The following is a 15,153-nucleotide window of genomic DNA, read 5'->3' as shown; positions in this document are numbered from 1 at the left end:
CGCGGCCTCGACGCCACCGTAACGGCCCAGGTCGCAGGGGTCCGGCTTCCGACTGTCAGTGCGGGATGGCACGCTTGTCCCGTGACCGAGATTGACGCAAAGATCGATGCTCTCGTCCCTGCCTGGCTCACGCTGCCCGACATCGCGGAAATCCTCGACATCGAGGTGACGCGCGTTCGGCAGCTGCTCAAGGAGGGCCAAGTGATCGCCGTACGCCGTGGCGAGAACCGTGCGCTGCACGTCCCCGCCGCATTTATCGACGGGGCCGAGCAGAAGGTCGTCAAGGGCCTCACCGGCACCCTGACGCTCCTGCGGGACGACGGCTTCTCCGACGAAGAGATGCTGGAGTGGCTCTTCACTCCCGACCCGAGCCTGCCCGGCACCCCCGCGCAGGCCCTCAGTGAGAATCGCGGCACGGAGGTGAAGCGCCGCGCCCAGGCGCTCGCCGTCTGATCCGACCAGCCGTTCGGTGTGCGGTCCGCAGGCCGCGATCCGCGCACCGCCACACCACGCAGGGGCGCGCCCGGGAGAACACCCCGTGGGCGCGCCCACGGGGGGACACACGTATGCCCGAGACGACCGACGCCGTGCCCGGGGCGACCGCCGACACCAGCACCGCCCGCGCCCGGCTCGCCGACGCCCGGGTATACCTCTGCACGGACGCCCGCAGACGGCAGGGCGACCTCGTCGAGTTCCTCGACGCCGTCCTGGCCGGCGGTGTCGACATCGTGCAGCTGCGCGACAAGGGCATGGAGGCGGCCGAGGAACTGGACCACCTCCAGATCTTCGCCGACGCCTGCGCCCGGCACGGCAGACTCCTCGCGGTCAACGACCGCGCGGACGTCGCCCACGCGGCCCGCGCGGACGTCCTGCACCTCGGCCAGGGCGACCTGCCCGTCCCGGCGGCCCGCGCGATCCTCGGCCCTGACGTGCTCATCGGCCGTTCCACCCACGCCGAGTCCGAGGCGGCGGCAGCCGCCGTCCAGGAGGGTGTCGACTACTTCTGCACGGGCCCCTGCTGGCCGACCCCCACCAAGCCGGGCCGCCACGCGCCCGGCCTCGACCTGGTCCGGTACACGGCCGGGCTCGCCACCGAGCGACCCTGGTTCGCCATCGGCGGTGTCGACCTGGGCAACCTGGACGAGGTGCTCGCGGCGGGCGCCCGTCGGGTCGTCGTCGTACGGGCGATAACCGAGGCCGACGACCCGGGCGCGGCGGCGGCGGAGTTCGCCGAGCGGCTGCGATCCCGGTAAGCGGACGGCGGGAGACCGCCGAGGCCCAGCCGCAGCTGTCCGAAGCGTGGACAACAAGTCGACATTCCGGGGCAAAATTCCGCCATCCGGTTGGGAGACCGCCACCCCCTGACTAACCTGCGGGTATGGCCCTCGGAACCGCGTCCACCCGAACCGACCACGCGCGCACTGTGCGTGACATGCTCGCGACCGGCAAAACCACGTACTCCTTCGAGTTCTCGGCGCCGAAGACCCCCAAGGGTGAGCGGAACCTGTGGAACGCGCTCAGGAGGGTCGAGGCGGTCGCGCCGGACTTCGTGTCCGTGACGTACGGCGCCGGCGGGTCGACGCGCGCCGGCACGGTCAAGGAGACCCAGCAGATCGTCTCCGACACGACGCTCACCCCGGTCGCCCACCTCACCGCGGTCAACCACTCCATCGCCGAACTGCGCAACATCATCGGCCAGTACGCCGACGCGGGCATCCGTAACATCCTGGCCGTGCGCGGAGACCCGCCCGGCGATCCGATGGCCGAGTGGGTACCGCACCCGAGCGGGCTGACGTACGCCGCCGAACTCGTGCGTCTCATCAAGGAGTCGGGTGACTTCTGCGTAGGTGTCGCCGCCTTCCCCGAGACCCACCCCCGCTCCCCGGACGGGGACACGGACGTCACGCACTTCGTCGACAAGTGCCGGGCCGGCGCTGACTACGCGATCACCCAGATGTTCTTCCACCCGGAGTCGTATCTGCGGCTGCGTGACGCGGTCGCGGCGGCGGGCTGCCCCACCCCGGTCATCCCCGAGGTCATGCCCGTGACCAGCGTGCGGATGCTGGAGCGGCTGCCGCAGCTCAGCAACGCGGCCATCCCTTCCACCCTGAAAGAGCGGATCCTCACAGCCAAAGACGACGCGGCGGCTGTACGCTCCATTGGCATCGAGTTCGCCACGGAGTTCTGCGCGCGACTGCTGGCCGAGGGAATCCCCGGACTGCACTTCATCACGCTGAACAACTCCACGGCCTCGCTGGAAATCTACGAGAACCTGGGTCTGCACCACCCACAGCGGGCCTAGACCGGCCGCACGGGCGTACGACACACTGCGTAGCGGCCACTGGGAGAGGGGCGTACATGGGCTGGACGGTCCTCTACATCGCGTTTGGCGTCGTCGCGTTGTGGCTGCTCGGCGAGGTTCTGCTGCAGTACAAGGCACGGCTGCGCTGGCGGCTCCTCGCCTTCGCCGGGTTCCTCTGTGTGGTTTTCGGCGTGCTCATCCCGAACGTGTTGGTCATCGGCCTGGGGGCCGCGGCCTTCGCGGTCGGGCAGACGTACGTCACCCTGTCGTTCCGCAGCGGCTTCTCGGCCGGCTGGGCCGTCGCCGGCCGCCCGGGCTTCCTCTCCCGGTTCGGCAAGGGCCGCGGCGACGGAGAGCACAAGGACCCGACGCTGGAGGTCTCCGACCTGGAGGCGTCCGAGGCCGCGTACGCATCGGGCAACGGCGCCGACGCGGGCTTCGGCGACGACTCCGCCGACGGCGCGGGCCACGACGCCTACGACACCGGTGCCGGAACGTACCAGCAGGGCAACGACTTCGACCGTGACTACGACCGGGACGACGTCTTCACCCCGGCCCGTTCCGTCCGGCCCGCGGGCGCCGAGGGTGGGGCCGTCTACGAACCTCAGCCCCTGCCCGACGACACCGGCTCCTACGGCATATACAGCGACGCCGCGTACGCGGCGGCGACCGGCCAGGACCAGTCGTACGCGGGCGCGGGGCAGGACCAGTCGTACGCCGGTGCCACCCAGGGCGCCGACCAGAACTACGGGTACGACGGCTACACCGGCTACGACCAGCAGCAGTACGGCTACGACGCCTCGGGCCAGCAGCAGTACGCCGCCTACTCCGACCCGTACATCGGCCAGGGCTACGGCGGCACCTCGTACGACTCCGGCTACGACCAGCAGCAGTACGGCCAGCAGGGCTACGGTCAGGAGCAGTACGGCACCGGCGGCTACGGCGAGACCCCGGCGAGCGGTGTCTGGGTCCCGCAGCAGCGCAACACCGACGACCCGCTGTTCGGCGGCGAACTCCCGCCGGAGCAGCAGTATCCCTACCAGGACAACGGCAACGGCCAGAACAACGGGCAGGGCAACGGCAACGGTCAGACTCCCGGGAACGGGTACGACGAGCAGTACCGCTTCTAGCCGCGCCGCTGCTGAGGACCGCCGCTCAGCCCGGCCACCCCGGGGTTCACTGCGAACCCCGGAAGTCCGGCCCCTCCACGATCAGTCCGGCGACCAGCGCGCCCGACATGCCCGCGTGCGCCAGTCCGCCCCCGGGGTGCGACCAGCCGCCCACGCGAGAGAGCCCCGGCAGCCGGGTGGTGTTGGCGGGATGCAGGAAGTCCCCCTTCGCGCCCGCGAGCGACGGCGCCGACACGCCTCCGCAGAAGGCGCCGGTCTCGTCCGCGCTGCGCCCGGGCGTGCGTATCTCCCGCCACAGAACCCGCTCACGCAGCCCGGGAACCGCGGCGTCGGCCGCCTCTGACATCAGGGTCGCGAACCGGTCCGCGACCCCGTCCGCCGCCCAGTCGCCCCGGGGTGGTGCCGCCGCAGTCAGGACCACGGACTCGTGCTCCTCGTCGGGCCGCAGCGTGGGATCGTCCGGCCGCAGCACGGTCACCGTGGGCCGCACCGGGCCGTCTCCCTCCCCGCTCACCCAGTCCAACTCGGCGTCCCGGTCCGGCGTGTGCACGACCGTGCGATGCGCGACGCCCGCCGCACGGCCCCCGCGCAGGGCCAGCAGCACGGTGAACCGGCCCGGCGACGGCGTCGACGCGTCGGGCAGCACGTCACCCTCCGCGTCGAGCGCGTGCTCCGTCAGCCCTCTCAGCCGTACGGGATCCACGCCCGCGACGACATGATCGGCCTCCGTGACGGTGCCGTCGGACAGCTCCAGCCCCGCCGCCCGGCCGTCCTTCTCGACGATCCCCGTGACCTCGGCGCCGAAGACGAACTCGACCCGCCGGGCCACGCACCTCTCGTACACCGCGCGCGCCAACTCCCGGACGCCGCCCCGGACATACCAGGTGCCGAAGGCGTGCTCCATGTACGGCAGCACGGCCGCGCTCGCCGGGGTGTCCCGGGGATCGAGGCCGTAGGCAAGGGTGTGGCTGTCGAGCAGGGCGGTCAGACGCCGGTCGCGCAGTTCCCAGGCGGCGACCTCGGCCAGCGTGCCGGCCCGACGGGCGCGCAGCAGCCGCTTGTGGGGGACCGCCGGATAGGGCTCACGCTCGGCCAGCACCCGCCAGTCGGTCCACAGCGGCTCCTCCAGGAGCGGTCTGCGGGTGCGGTCCCAGGTTTCGCGGGCCCTGACCAGGAAGTCGCCCCAGCGGTCGCCCGCCCCGGCCCCGAGAGCCGTCTCCAGAGCCTCGACCACGCCCGCGCGGGACGCGTTCGGCAGGGCGACCTCCGTGCCGTCCGCGAAGACGTGCCGCGAGGACGGGTCGACCTGGACAAGCTCGACGCACTCCTCCAGGGGCTGCTTGCCGGTCTTGACGAACAGATCGCGGTAGACCGCGGGCAGGGTGAGCAGCCCGGGGCCCGTGTCGAACGAGAAGCCGTCGCGCTCGAAGCGGCGCACCGCTCCGCCGTACGTCTCCCCACGCTCGTACACCGCCACCCGGTGGCCCGCGACGGCCAGCCGGGCAGCGGCCGCCATCGCGCCCATGCCGGCGCCGATCACCGCAATCCGTGCCATGCGAGGGACTTTATCGGCCCCCACTGACAGTCGGGTCACGCGCCTGTGACCAGGGAGTTCACGGGAACACGGGTGGCCTGGCTCAGCCCGGCGGCCACCCTGTCCGCCCCGCGAGCCGTTTCTCCTCGCGCCGTTGGGCCCGGCGCCGCAGGAACCGTCTGATCCGGGAGACCAGGAAGTACAGCACGACCAGGCCGGCGAGCAGCAGCGTGCCCGCGGTGATCGCCGCCGCCTGTGGGTGGAACATCGCGAACGTCACGATGCCGCCGACCCCGAGATCCTCGGCGAGGCTCAGGAGCACGTTGCTGAAGGGCTCCGGCGAGGTGTTGACCGCCATCCGCGTCCCGGCCTTGACCACATGGCTGGCCAGCGCCGTCGAACCGCCGATCGCGCCTGCCGCGAGGTCGGGCAGCGAACCGCTCTGCCCGGCCAGCAGCGCCCCGACGACGGCCCCGGAGACCGGCCGGATCACCGTGTGCACCGCGTCCCACGCCGAGTCCACGTACGGGATCTTGTCGGCGACCGCCTCGCACAGGAACAGCACGCCCGCCACGACGAGCACCTCGGGGCGCTGCAACGACTCGGGCACCTCGTCGCTCAGCCCGGTCGCGCCGAAGACGCCGAGGAGCAGCACCACCGCGTAGGCGTTGATGCCGCTGGCCCAGCCGCTGGTGAAGACCAAAGGGAGTACGGACACGGACGCGATCGTAACCAGTCGGCAACGGCGCGTCCTGGGGGTGAGTGCGCAGGGCTGAGTACGCGTACCTAGGACGAGAGATGAGTAGGCGCACGGATGAGCGGCGACCTGCGGGAACGAGAGAGTGGAGACACGGAAAAGGGCACGGCTCCGGTACCGCCGACACGGGGCGGCGGAACGGTGCCGGCGCCCTGGACCGCTCCTTCCGTCGATCCGTCGGCGGGAGCGAGGCACGGGGGGACCCTGGGGAACGACCGCACGGGGGAACGGGGAAGACGGGGGAGGGGAACGGGGGAGCAGGAAGGAAGCGCCGGTTCGAGGTGGCCCGCGGGGGACGCGGCCACCTCGGACCGGCGCTTTCCTGTGCGCCCTGCCCCGCCCGCCCTAGCGGTTACCGCCGACCCGCCCCTGGAGCAGCCGGGACAGGGCCGAGTGGACGTCGTCCAGGGAACGTTCGGGCTGGAAGGACTGCCAGTCCAGGGCGGCGACCAGGACCATGCCGACCAGGGCCGCCGCGGTCAGCGGGATGTCGATCTCGTCGCTGAGTTCGCCGCCCGTCACCGCCTCGCGCAGGACGTCCTCGATGACCGCCACCGCCTGCTGTCTGACCACCATCAGGGTGGACTGCCAGGTCCGGTTGGTGCGCCACAGTTCGGCCACGTAGAGCTGGGTGAAGGCCGGGTAGCGGCTGATGAAGACGAGCCCGGCCCGGATCATCGCGTCCAGGGCGTCGACCTTGGTACCGCCTTCCCGGTCGGTCCGCTCGGCCGCCTCCCGAAGGGAGGCGGCGAGGAGTTCCACACCGTGCCGCAGCAACTCCTCGAAGAGGACCGACTTGCTCGCGAAGTTGTAGTAGACCGTGCCCTTGGCGACTCCGGCCCGCTCGGCGATCTCGTCCACCGTGGTGGCGGAGAAGCCCTGTTCCGCGATGAGGGTGACGGCGGCCTCGTAGAGCTTCTGCCGGGTGGCCTCGCGGCGGGGACTGCCGCCCGACGGGGTGCTGCTGCGTTCCATGGCCCTGATTCTCACAGGAACACCGGGCCCACGCTGACGAGACGTCACAGGCTCAACTCCGGATGCAGCCCACGGACAGCCCCAGCGCCTCCAGCCGCTCCAGATCGCGTACGGCGGTCCGGGAGCCCTTGGGCGGTGCCTCGCGGTCGAGACCGGCGGCCGCCGACGCGGGCGTCGACTCGCTGCTCCGTCGCGGCCACCCGCTCCGCCCGTGGCCGCGGCAGCCCGCGCAGGGAATCGCCGAACCGGCGCTCCAGCAGCGCCCGTTCGCGCAGGTGCTCCCCGACGGTCAGGGCGGGGTCGAGGTCGGTGATGCCGGGCACGTGCGCGAGCGCGAGCAGCAGGCAGGTGCGTCCCGATCCGGACGGCGCGAGGCCCCTTGAGCCCGAAGGCCTTGAACTGACTGGTCAGTGCAAAACTATCTCGAACCTTCGATCGAAGAAAAGACCAGGTCAGAACGGATTGTCAGTGGCATACCGCACGATGGGCACATACGGCACCTCCCGTCGGGACGCGCCGTCACACAGACGACAGGAGGTTCGTCATGGCCAGTTCGAACGCAGCCGCCGCCCGTCGGCGCCGCGCCCCCGGCCCTGCCCCCTCACTGAACGGCCCTGCGGGCGACGTGCACCCCGTGCTCCGCCGGGCCACAGCGCCGCCCGCCGCCCTCGACCTGCTCGCCCAGGCCCGCGCCGGACTCGACGAGGCGTCGGTCCTGGAGACCGCGAACGAGCGGTATGCCACCGCGCACCTCGCCGCCCTGCGCACCGCCGCGGCGGTGCTCGCCGCCCGGGGCCGCCCCGAGCCCACCCCCAGGCGCCGGGCCCGTATCCGCAGCGCCTGGGAGGTGCTCCCCGAGATAGCGCCCGAACTCACCGAGTGGAGCGCGCTGTTCGCCTCCGGCGCCCGCCGACGCGCCCGCGCCGAGGCCGGCATCCAGGGCGCGGCCGGCAGCCGCGACGCCGACGACCTCATACGTGACGTGGCGATGTTCCTGCGTCTCGTCGAGAGGATGCTCGTCCTCCAGCCGGTGCTTCCCCAACCGCGCCAGGACCCGGACACGCCTCCGGACCCGCTCCAGGAGAGCGACCGGGGTGTCCCGGACGCGGGCTGAGACGGATGACCGGGTACGCCGGCGGAGGCCATAGGGTGGTGGGGAAGTCGCAGCCTTTCCGCAGCCCACCGGGGCCGGGGAGGCACCCCGTTCACCCCGCCGTACAAGAGGCGGCGCCGCGCCGAGGAGTCACCTGCCGTGTCGAACCCGACTCGCCCCCGCGCCTCTCTCCGGACCGCAGTGGTCTGGGAGGTCCTGCAGGACGCCCTGGAGCGCCGGGTCAAAGCCGCCGGGCGCGAGTCGCTGGATGTCCTCGACACCGGCGGCGGCAGCGGCAACTTCGCCGTGCCCGTCGCCCGCCTCGGCCACCGCGTCACCGTCGTCGACCCGAGCCCCAACGCGCTCTTCGCGCTGGAGCGAAGGGCCGCCGAGGCCGGCGTAGCCGACCGTGTCCGGGGCGTCCAGGGTGACGCGCACGGCCTCTTCGACGTCGTCGAGCGCGGTGGCTACGACGCGGTGCTCTGCCACGGCGTCCTGGAGTACGTGGACGACCCCGCCGAAGGCGTCCGCAACGTGGTGGCCGCCCTGCGCCCCGAGGGCGTCCTCAGCCTGCTCGCCGCCGGACTCGGCGGCGCCGTGCTCGCGCGCGCCCTCGCCGGGCACTTCAAGGAGGCCAAGCAGGCGCTCGACGACCCGAACGGCCGCTGGGGGGAGAGTGACCCCGTGCCCCACCGGTTCACGGCGGAACAGCTCACCGCACTGGTCGAGGGTGCGGGTCTGCGTGTGGGCGCCGTGCACGGCGTACGGATCTTCGCCGACCTGGTGCCGGGCGTCCTCGTGGACACCGAGCCCGGCGCCCTGGACGCGCTGCTGAAGCTGGAGGCCGCGGCGGCCGAGCAGGCCGCGTTCCACTCCGTGGCCACCCAGCTCCATGTGCTCGGCGAGACGCCGGACGCCACTGGGGCCTGAGTCACCTCCGTCGGCGGACCGCTGATCAGGGGCTCGGCCGCAGATGGAGTACGCCACAGGCCCCCCGATCGGCCGCCCGGAGCCGTATGATCGAGGGAGACCGCTCTGCATGACCGGCCGGTTGCTGGGGAATGAACGCCTCAGTGAGCCGGGCGGCCATGGCGGATTCCGGTTGTCAATTGGCGTAGAGGGGCGGGTTTCACGGGGGCGATTCCCTGCCTATCCTGAAGGGGACCCCCGGTCGCCCCGGCGACTGCACGATGAGGAGGACTCCGTGCCGCTCTCGGAGCACGAGCAGCGAATGCTCGAGCAGATGGAGCGAGCGCTGTACGCCGAAGATCCCAAGTTCGCGACAGCGCTTGAGGGAAGCGGGCTGCGCACGTACACCCGGCGACGGGTCTACCAGGCGGTCGCGGGCTTCCTCGTAGGTATCGCGCTCCTCATGGCCGGAATGGTCGCACAGCAGATTTGGGTCAGCGTGGTGGGGTTCCTCGTCATGCTGGGCTGTGCGGTACTGGCCGTGACAGGTTGGCGCAAGGCTCCCAAGCCGGGTGAACAGCCCGCCGCGGGTGCCGCCCCCGGAGCTCCGCACGGTCGCGGACAGGGTCGGCAGCGGCGCTCCATGATGGACCGCATCGAGGAGCGCTGGCAGCGCCGCCGCGACGAACAGCAGGGTGGCCAGTAGCGTCCGGCCGCAGTCCCCTCGTTGTGACCGCGAGACATGAAACGCCGGTGGCCCGGAATCCCTTGGGGTTCCGGGCCACCGGCATGTCCGGCCGTCGGGCCGTCAGGTCTGCTGACCCCACGGCTTGCGCAGGGCCGGCCTGGCCGCCAGCGCCCGCTCGCTGAACGCCGTCCAGCGTGCCGACAGCGCCCACACCACACGGACGGTCGAACGCGGGGCGAACATCGCACGCAGCTTCGTGCCCCGGCCCACCGTGGCGCGCAGCGCCTCGGTCACCCGTCGCACATCCTCCGCGAGACCCGCCGTCGGACGGGGACTGGGCGCGTACAGGACCTGTTCCACGGCGTCCGCCACCCGGTGCACGGCGTCCGCCGCCGTCGGATCGAGAAGGCCGAGGCGTACGATCCTGGCCGCCGCCTTGCGGGGTGTCTGGGACTCCTCCGGACTGATGCCGAAGTCCCAGGCGGTGTCGGTCAGTTCCTGCCAGGCCGACAGCGCGTGGACCGTCGCGTCGGCGTCACCGCGGCCGTGCGCCCCGAGCCGAACGGCCCGGATCCGCAGCCGCCACAGCATCGGCAGCAGCACAAGCGCCAGCACGGCCAGCGCGGCCAGCGTCCACCCCAGTGCGGGAGACCACCAGCCGCTGTCGCCGTTCTGGCCGATCGCGGCCTGCGCGGACTCGCTCGCGCATCCACCGTCCAGCCGCCGCTGCGCCGCCGTGCAGGTCTGACCCGCCGAGGCGGAGTCGGAGGGCGCCACGGAGGCGTTCTGCGAAGGCACATCCGGGTTAGGGATGTCGCTGTTCGGCGCCTGGGACTGCGTGTAATCGGGCACCGAACCACGGGTGGGGGTCGGCTCGAAGCGGGTCCAGCCGACGCCCTCGAAGTACAGCTCGGGCCAGGCGTGCGCATCGCGCAACCCCACCGAGACCGTGCCGTCCGGCTGCGGGGTGCCCGGCGCGAAGCCCACCGCGACCCGGGCCGGAATGCCCAGCGTGCGGGCCATCGACGCCATCGCGAAGGAGAAGTGGACGCAGAAGCCCTCCTTGTCCCTCAGGAACCGCGCGATCGCGTTGGAGCCGCTGCCGACCTGCACCTGGGTGTCGTACCGGAAGCCGCCGCTCACCGAGAAGTAGTCCTGGAGCTTGACCGCCTGCTCGTAGGCGTTCGCCGAACCGGCGGTGACCTCGCGCGCGGTGCGCGACACGATCGCCGGCAACGACTCCGGGACCTGGGTGAACTCACGCACCAGCGCGGGGTCCGGCTCCGGTGCCTCGGCGAGCTGCCGCGCGGTCGGCTGCACGTCCAGGCTCGTCACCGTGTACCGCGCACCGCGCGTGTTCTGGCCGTGGTCACCGACGAGAGTGCGGCCCACCGGCTCGAAGCGCCAGCTGCCGTCGATCTTCACCCCGGTCGCGGGGTACGGCATCGGCAGCCAGTCCTGGGCGTACCAGTCCGCAGCCGAGATGCTCGTCGTGATCTCGGTGCGCCGCACGTCCGCCCTGAGGCCGAGCGGCGTCGGGAACTTGTTCGGCACATCCTGGATGTGCCGCTGGGACGGCTTCCACGCCGTGCCGTCGAAGGAGTCGAGCGAGACGATCCGCAGATACAGGTCCTGGGCGTCGTCCGTGCTGTTGCGCACGGACATGACCTGGCGGTCCTCGTCCACGTTCAGGCTGTCGCGCAGCGACACCAGAGGGTTGACGGCGGAGATCGTGCCGCCGCCTCCACTGCCCGAGCCGACCCCGCCACCCGCGGCGCTCAGCAGTCCGCCGTCGAGCGAGGGCAGCGCCAGAGGCACCACCAGAGCCACGCCCAGCGCGACCGCGCCGATCCGCCGTCCCGTGCGAACAGGGGCGAGCGCACTGCCGGTCGGCAGGTCGCCCGGCGCACGCGGGGCGCCACCGAAGACCCGCCCCCACTGGGAGAGCCGGTCCCGGCCCTCGGCCAGGAGCAGCATCAGATAACCCGCCGCGGCCAGCAGGAACCACACCCAGGTGCCACCGCCGTCGGAGAGCCCGGCCGCGACCGAGTACAGCGCGAGCAGCGGCAGGCCGGCCGGAGCCGCACTGCGGAACGTCACCGCGAGGGTGTCCACGGCGAGCCCGATCAGCAGGGCGCCGCCGACCACCATCAGCCGGATGCCGTCGGACAGCGGCGCGGGGATCGCGTACCGCCCGATGTCGTCCGCGCCGTTCTGCAGCAGCGTGCCGAACTGCTGGAAGGTCTCGGGGCCGGGGATCAGGCCGAAGAACGCCTGCTCCCGGGCGAACACCACGGTCAGCAGGACGAGCGTGACGAGGAGTTGCGCCGCCACCGTCAGTGGCCAGGCCAGCGGCAACCGCCGGGCCCCCGCGCCGACGATCGTCTGTATGCCCAGCAGGATGGACACCTGGAGCAGCCAGCTCACGTCCTCGACCAGCGGCAGCAGAGCGCACGCCGTCAGCATCGTCGCCACCCAGGCGCACAGCGCCAGTCGTGCGCGCCCGCTCATGAACGTCCCACCCCGCCGCTGAGGGCGCCGAGACCGGAACGCTCCCGGTCCGCCTGGCGCCACAGGTCACTCATCGCGGCCCCGCGCGGCACCCGCACCGCCGTCCAGCCCGCCTCGCGCAGCATCCGCAGCGACTCCTCGCCCGGGTCCTCGGGACCCGGTACGTCGTTGGGTTCCCGCACCCAGGTCTCACTGTCCAGGACGAAGGCGACCGCCCCACCGCTGCGCTGCCGCATCTTGGCGGCCACCGCGGCCTGCTCCTCGTCGAGGTCGCCGAAGAACGCCATCAGCATCCCCTCACCACCGCCGCGCAGTACGTCATAGGCGCGGGAGATGTCCATGCCGTCCGAGTGGTCGATCACCGCGAGGGTGTCCATCATCAGTCCGGCCGCGTCCGCCGACCCCTGGCTGGCGCCCGCGAAACCCTCGGCGCCCTCCCCGGGCACGGAGTTGCCCGTGTCCGTCAGCAGCCGTACGGAGAAGCCCCGTTCGAGCATGTGGACAAGGACGGACGCCGCGCCCGACACCGCCCACTCGAAGGCCGAGTCCGGGCCCGCGCCCAGATAGGCGAAGCCCCGGGTGTCGAGGAGCACCGTGCAGCGGGCGCGCTGAGGCTGTTCCTCGCGGCGCACCATCAGCTCGCCGTAGCGGGCGGTGGAGCGCCAGTGCACGCGGCGCAGGTCGTCGCCGTAGCGGTACCCGCGCGGGATCACGTCGTCCTCGCCGGCCAGCGCCAGCGCCCGCTGCCGTCCGTCGCCGTATCCCTTGGCCTCGCCGGTCAGCCGCGCCGGCGGGAGCGCGTCCACGCGCGGGATGACCGTCAGGGTGTCGTACGTCGAGAAGGAGCGGGTCAGTTCGCACATGCCGAACGGGTCGGTCAGCCGCAGCTGGAGCGGGCCCAGCGGATAGCGGCCCCGCAGGTCGGAGCGGACGCGGTACGACACCTCGCGGCGCCCGCCGGCCTCCACCCGGTCCAGGACGAAACGGGGCCGCGGACCGAGCACGTACGGCACCCGGTCCTGGAGCATCAGCAGGCCCGTGGGCAGCCGCGAGACGTTGTCCATCCGCAGATGGACGCGGGCCTCGGAGGCGGCTGGCACGCGCGCGGGGGAGAGCCGGCGGCTGCCGGCCACCCGGTAGCGCGTGCGGTACAGGACGGTCGCGCAGACCAGCGGCAGTACGGAGAGCAGCAGACCCACCCGGAGCAGATCGCTCTGCCCCAGGACGTACGCGCAGATGGTGGCGGCGACCCCGGCTGCCAGGAAGGAGCGCCCACGGGTGGTGAGACCGGCCAGCGCCGTGCGCACCCCGCCCTTGTCACCCTTGTCGCCCTGGTCGTCCTCCGGGTGCCCGGGCGCCGCCGCGCTCATCCAAGCCTCCGCGGCGGCTGCTGACCGAAGTCGGGCGCGGAGCGGCCCATCCCGAAGCCGCTCTGCTGCTGGGGCGCCGCGGGCACGGCGGTGCGCTGGAGGATCTCCTGCACGACCTGCTCGGTGGTACGGCGGTTCAGCTGGGCCTGGGCGGTGGGCAGCAGACGGTGGGACAGGACAGCCACGGCGAGGGCCTGGATGTCGTCCGGCAGCGCGTACTCCCGGCCGCTCAGGGCCGCGGAGGCCTTCGCGGCGCGCAAGAGATGAAGCGTGGCGCGCGGCGAGGCGCCGAGTCTGAGATCCGGGTGGGTGCGCGTGGCGCCGACCAGGTCCACCGCGTACCGCCGGACCGAATCCGCGACATGGACCTTGCGGACGGCCTCGACGAGCTTCACGATGTCGTGCGCGTGGGCCACCGGCTGGAGGTCGTCCAGCGGTGAGACGCCGCCGTGCACGTCCAGCATCTGCAGCTCGGCCTCCGGACTCGGGTAGCCGATGGAGACGCGGGCCATGAAGCGGTCGCGCTGTGCCTCCGGGAGCGGGTAGGTGCCCTCCATCTCGACCGGGTTCTGGGTGGCCACCACCATGAAGGGGCTGGGCAGTTCGTAGGTCTGCCCGTCGATGGTGACCTGGCGCTCCTCCATGGACTCCAGGAGCGCGGACTGGGTCTTCGGCGACGCGCGGTTGATCTCGTCGCCGATCACGATCTGCGCGAAGATCGCCCCCGGTTTGAACTCGAAGTCGCGGCGCTGCTGGTCCCAGATGGACACACCGGTGATGTCCGAGGGCAGCAGGTCCGGCGTGAACTGAATGCGCCGCACGGAACAGTCGATGGACTTGGCCAGCGTCTTCGCCAGCATGGTCTTGCCGACACCGGGAACATCCTCGATCAGAAGATGCCCCTCGGCGAGCAGCACGGTCAGCGAAAGCCGTACGACCTCAGGCTTGCCCTCGATCACTCCCTCCACCGAACTGCGGACTCGCTCCACAGTGGCGGTCAGATCAGTGAGGCTCGCTCGATCGTCATAGGTCGTCACACGGCCCTCCTAGGCCCGTTCTTTCTCCAGGCCGACGCGCTGCGATGCGGACCGGCCCACCCCGAAACACGGACACCACGCGGGGAAAGTTCCGCGTGACGTCACACCCGCATTCTTGTTGCCGTTACCGGTTCGTGTCACTCGCCTGTGGACAACTGGCAGGGCTATGTCTCGTTTCAGGGCTTTTCGGCCCTGAAGCGCAGGGTAAATTTCGTAGAGACATACGTACGGATGCGCGGTCCGGTTCGGTTACGAGGGGTCGATCTCGCGAAGCAGGCCGGACTTCACGTCGAAGACGAAGCCACGGACGTCGTCGGTGTGCAGCAGGAACGGGTTGGTGCGCACACGCTGCATCGACTGGCGCACGTCCTGTTCGACGTCCCGGAAGGCCTCGACCGCCCAGGCGGGGCGCTGTCCGACCTCTACCTCCAACTCCTGCCGGAAGTCCTCCGTGAGGGACTCCAGGCCGCAGCCGGTGTGGTGGATGAGGATGACGCTCCGCGTGCCCAGCGCCCGCTGGCTGATGGTCAGGGAGCGGATCACGTCGTCGGTGACGGCACCTCCCGCGTTGCGGATGGTGTGGCAGTCGCCGAGCTGCAGACCGAGGGCGGCGTGCAGGTCGAGGCGGGCGTCCATGCAGGCCACGACCGCCACCTGGAGTACGGGGCGGGCGTCCATCCCCGGGTCGGTGAAGGCCGCGGCGTACTGCCCGTTCGCCTCGACGAGACGGTCGGTGACCGTGCCGTCGGTGGATATGGCGCCTTCGGGTCCGGTGGGAACTGATGCGGAAGTCGTCATAACCATGACGGTACTGGTCACGGGCCTCGCGGGCCCGCTGTGAGAGGGG

The 15,153-nt window shown here is 71.7% G+C and carries 14 protein-coding genes and 1 pseudogene; 7 read left to right on the top strand and 8 right to left on the bottom strand.

Annotated features, from left to right (window positions below; all coding sequences use genetic code 11):
• The first annotated feature begins 81 nt into the window (after positions 1-81).
• The 4 genes from QA861_RS35205 (at position 82) to QA861_RS35190 (ending at position 3,432) form a co-directional block, all read left to right on the top strand.
• Complete coding sequence (locus QA861_RS35205; RefSeq protein WP_334592750.1) at positions 82-453, top strand: Rv2175c family DNA-binding protein; 372 nt, start codon at positions 82-84, stop codon at positions 451-453.
• A 113-nt stretch (positions 454-566) separates the two neighbouring features.
• On the top strand, positions 567-1,253 hold the full coding sequence (gene thiE / locus QA861_RS35200; RefSeq protein WP_334592749.1) for a thiamine phosphate synthase: 687 nt from the start codon (positions 567-569) through the stop codon (positions 1,251-1,253).
• Positions 1,254-1,378: 125 nt separating this feature from the next.
• Positions 1,379-2,302: a methylenetetrahydrofolate reductase [NAD(P)H] gene (metF, locus tag QA861_RS35195; RefSeq protein WP_334592748.1), complete on the top strand. Its 924-nt coding sequence runs from the start codon at positions 1,379-1,381 to the stop codon at positions 2,300-2,302.
• Between the two features lie 56 nt (positions 2,303-2,358).
• Positions 2,359-3,432 (top strand): SCO2102 family sporulation regulator, encoded by a 1,074-nt coding sequence (locus QA861_RS35190; protein WP_334592747.1) that lies wholly within the window; start codon positions 2,359-2,361, stop codon positions 3,430-3,432.
• 46 nt (positions 3,433-3,478) lie between these two features.
• Here QA861_RS35190 and QA861_RS35185 read toward each other — a convergent pair whose 3' ends face one another.
• The 4 genes and pseudogenes from QA861_RS35185 to QA861_RS35170 all read right to left on the bottom strand — a co-directional run.
• Entirely contained in the window at positions 3,479-4,987 is a 1,509-nt protein-coding gene (locus QA861_RS35185) for a phytoene desaturase family protein (RefSeq protein WP_334592746.1), read from the bottom strand.
• Between the two features lie 82 nt (positions 4,988-5,069).
• Positions 5,070-5,684 (bottom strand): DUF4126 domain-containing protein, encoded by a 615-nt coding sequence (locus QA861_RS35180; protein WP_334592745.1) that lies wholly within the window; start codon positions 5,682-5,684, stop codon positions 5,070-5,072.
• A gap of 384 nt (positions 5,685-6,068) precedes the next feature.
• Positions 6,069-6,698 (bottom strand): TetR/AcrR family transcriptional regulator, encoded by a 630-nt coding sequence (locus tag QA861_RS35175; protein WP_334592743.1) that lies wholly within the window; start codon positions 6,696-6,698, stop codon positions 6,069-6,071.
• 70 nt (positions 6,699-6,768) lie between these two features.
• A pseudogene (locus QA861_RS35170) lies at positions 6,769-7,066 on the bottom strand (ATP-binding cassette domain-containing protein); the annotation flags it as partial.
• A 176-nt stretch (positions 7,067-7,242) separates the two neighbouring features.
• On the opposite strand from QA861_RS35170, the gene QA861_RS35165 reads away from it, so the two are divergent.
• From QA861_RS35165 to QA861_RS35155, 3 genes are all read left to right on the top strand, one after another.
• Entirely contained in the window at positions 7,243-7,812 is a 570-nt protein-coding gene (locus QA861_RS35165; RefSeq protein WP_334592742.1) for an SAV_6107 family HEPN domain-containing protein, read from the top strand.
• A 138-nt stretch (positions 7,813-7,950) separates the two neighbouring features.
• Positions 7,951-8,721 (top strand): methyltransferase, encoded by a 771-nt coding sequence (locus QA861_RS35160; RefSeq protein ID WP_334592741.1) that lies wholly within the window; start codon positions 7,951-7,953, stop codon positions 8,719-8,721.
• Between the two features lie 274 nt (positions 8,722-8,995).
• Positions 8,996-9,406, top strand: coding sequence for an SCO2097 family morphological protein (locus QA861_RS35155; RefSeq protein WP_006383037.1), 411 nt, complete (start codon positions 8,996-8,998; stop codon positions 9,404-9,406).
• A 102-nt stretch (positions 9,407-9,508) separates the two neighbouring features.
• Here the strand turns inward: QA861_RS35155 and QA861_RS35150 are convergent, their stop codons facing one another.
• From QA861_RS35150 to QA861_RS35135, 4 genes are all read right to left on the bottom strand, one after another.
• Positions 9,509-11,899: a transglutaminase TgpA family protein gene (locus QA861_RS35150; protein WP_334592739.1), complete on the bottom strand. Its 2,391-nt coding sequence runs from the start codon at positions 11,897-11,899 to the stop codon at positions 9,509-9,511.
• Positions 11,896-13,269: a DUF58 domain-containing protein gene (locus tag QA861_RS35145; protein WP_334592737.1), complete on the bottom strand. Its 1,374-nt coding sequence runs from the start codon at positions 13,267-13,269 to the stop codon at positions 11,896-11,898. The genes QA861_RS35150 and QA861_RS35145 overlap by 4 nt, the downstream gene beginning before the upstream one ends.
• Positions 13,266-14,306: an AAA family ATPase gene (locus QA861_RS35140; RefSeq protein WP_334592736.1), complete on the bottom strand. Its 1,041-nt coding sequence runs from the start codon at positions 14,304-14,306 to the stop codon at positions 13,266-13,268. Before QA861_RS35140 ends, QA861_RS35145 begins: the two co-directional genes overlap by 4 nt.
• A gap of 249 nt (positions 14,307-14,555) precedes the next feature.
• Positions 14,556-15,104 (bottom strand): beta-class carbonic anhydrase, encoded by a 549-nt coding sequence (locus tag QA861_RS35135; protein ID WP_334592735.1) that lies wholly within the window; start codon positions 15,102-15,104, stop codon positions 14,556-14,558.
• Between the last annotated feature and the right edge of the window lie 49 nt (positions 15,105-15,153).

The organism is Streptomyces sp. B21-083, from assembly GCF_036898825.1.
GTDB lineage: Bacteria > Actinomycetota > Actinomycetes > Streptomycetales > Streptomycetaceae > Streptomyces.
The sequence above is the reverse complement of the archived record's forward strand: the minus strand, read 5'-3'. Positions and strand labels throughout refer to the sequence as shown.

What these genes read in the sequence shown, in the direction of transcription:
- metF (WP_334592748.1), top strand. Translation starts at nt 1,379, where the DNA reads ATGGCCCTCGGAACCGCGTCCACCCGAACCGACCACGCGCGCACTGTG.
- QA861_RS35135 (WP_334592735.1), bottom strand. Translation starts at nt 15,104, where the DNA reads ATGACGACTTCCGCATCAGTTCCCACCGGACCCGAAGGCGCCATATCC.
- QA861_RS35150 (WP_334592739.1), bottom strand. Translation starts at nt 11,899, where the DNA reads ATGAGCGGGCGCGCACGACTGGCGCTGTGCGCCTGGGTGGCGACGATG.
- QA861_RS35185 (WP_334592746.1), bottom strand. Translation starts at nt 4,987, where the DNA reads ATGGCACGGATTGCGGTGATCGGCGCCGGCATGGGCGCGATGGCGGCC.
- QA861_RS35175 (WP_334592743.1), bottom strand. Translation starts at nt 6,698, where the DNA reads ATGGAACGCAGCAGCACCCCGTCGGGCGGCAGTCCCCGCCGCGAGGCC.
- thiE (WP_334592749.1), top strand. Translation starts at nt 567, where the DNA reads ATGCCCGAGACGACCGACGCCGTGCCCGGGGCGACCGCCGACACCAGC.
- QA861_RS35190 (WP_334592747.1), top strand. Translation starts at nt 2,359, where the DNA reads ATGGGCTGGACGGTCCTCTACATCGCGTTTGGCGTCGTCGCGTTGTGG.
- QA861_RS35165 (WP_334592742.1), top strand. Translation starts at nt 7,243, where the DNA reads ATGGCCAGTTCGAACGCAGCCGCCGCCCGTCGGCGCCGCGCCCCCGGC.
- QA861_RS35145 (WP_334592737.1), bottom strand. Translation starts at nt 13,269, where the DNA reads ATGAGCGCGGCGGCGCCCGGGCACCCGGAGGACGACCAGGGCGACAAG.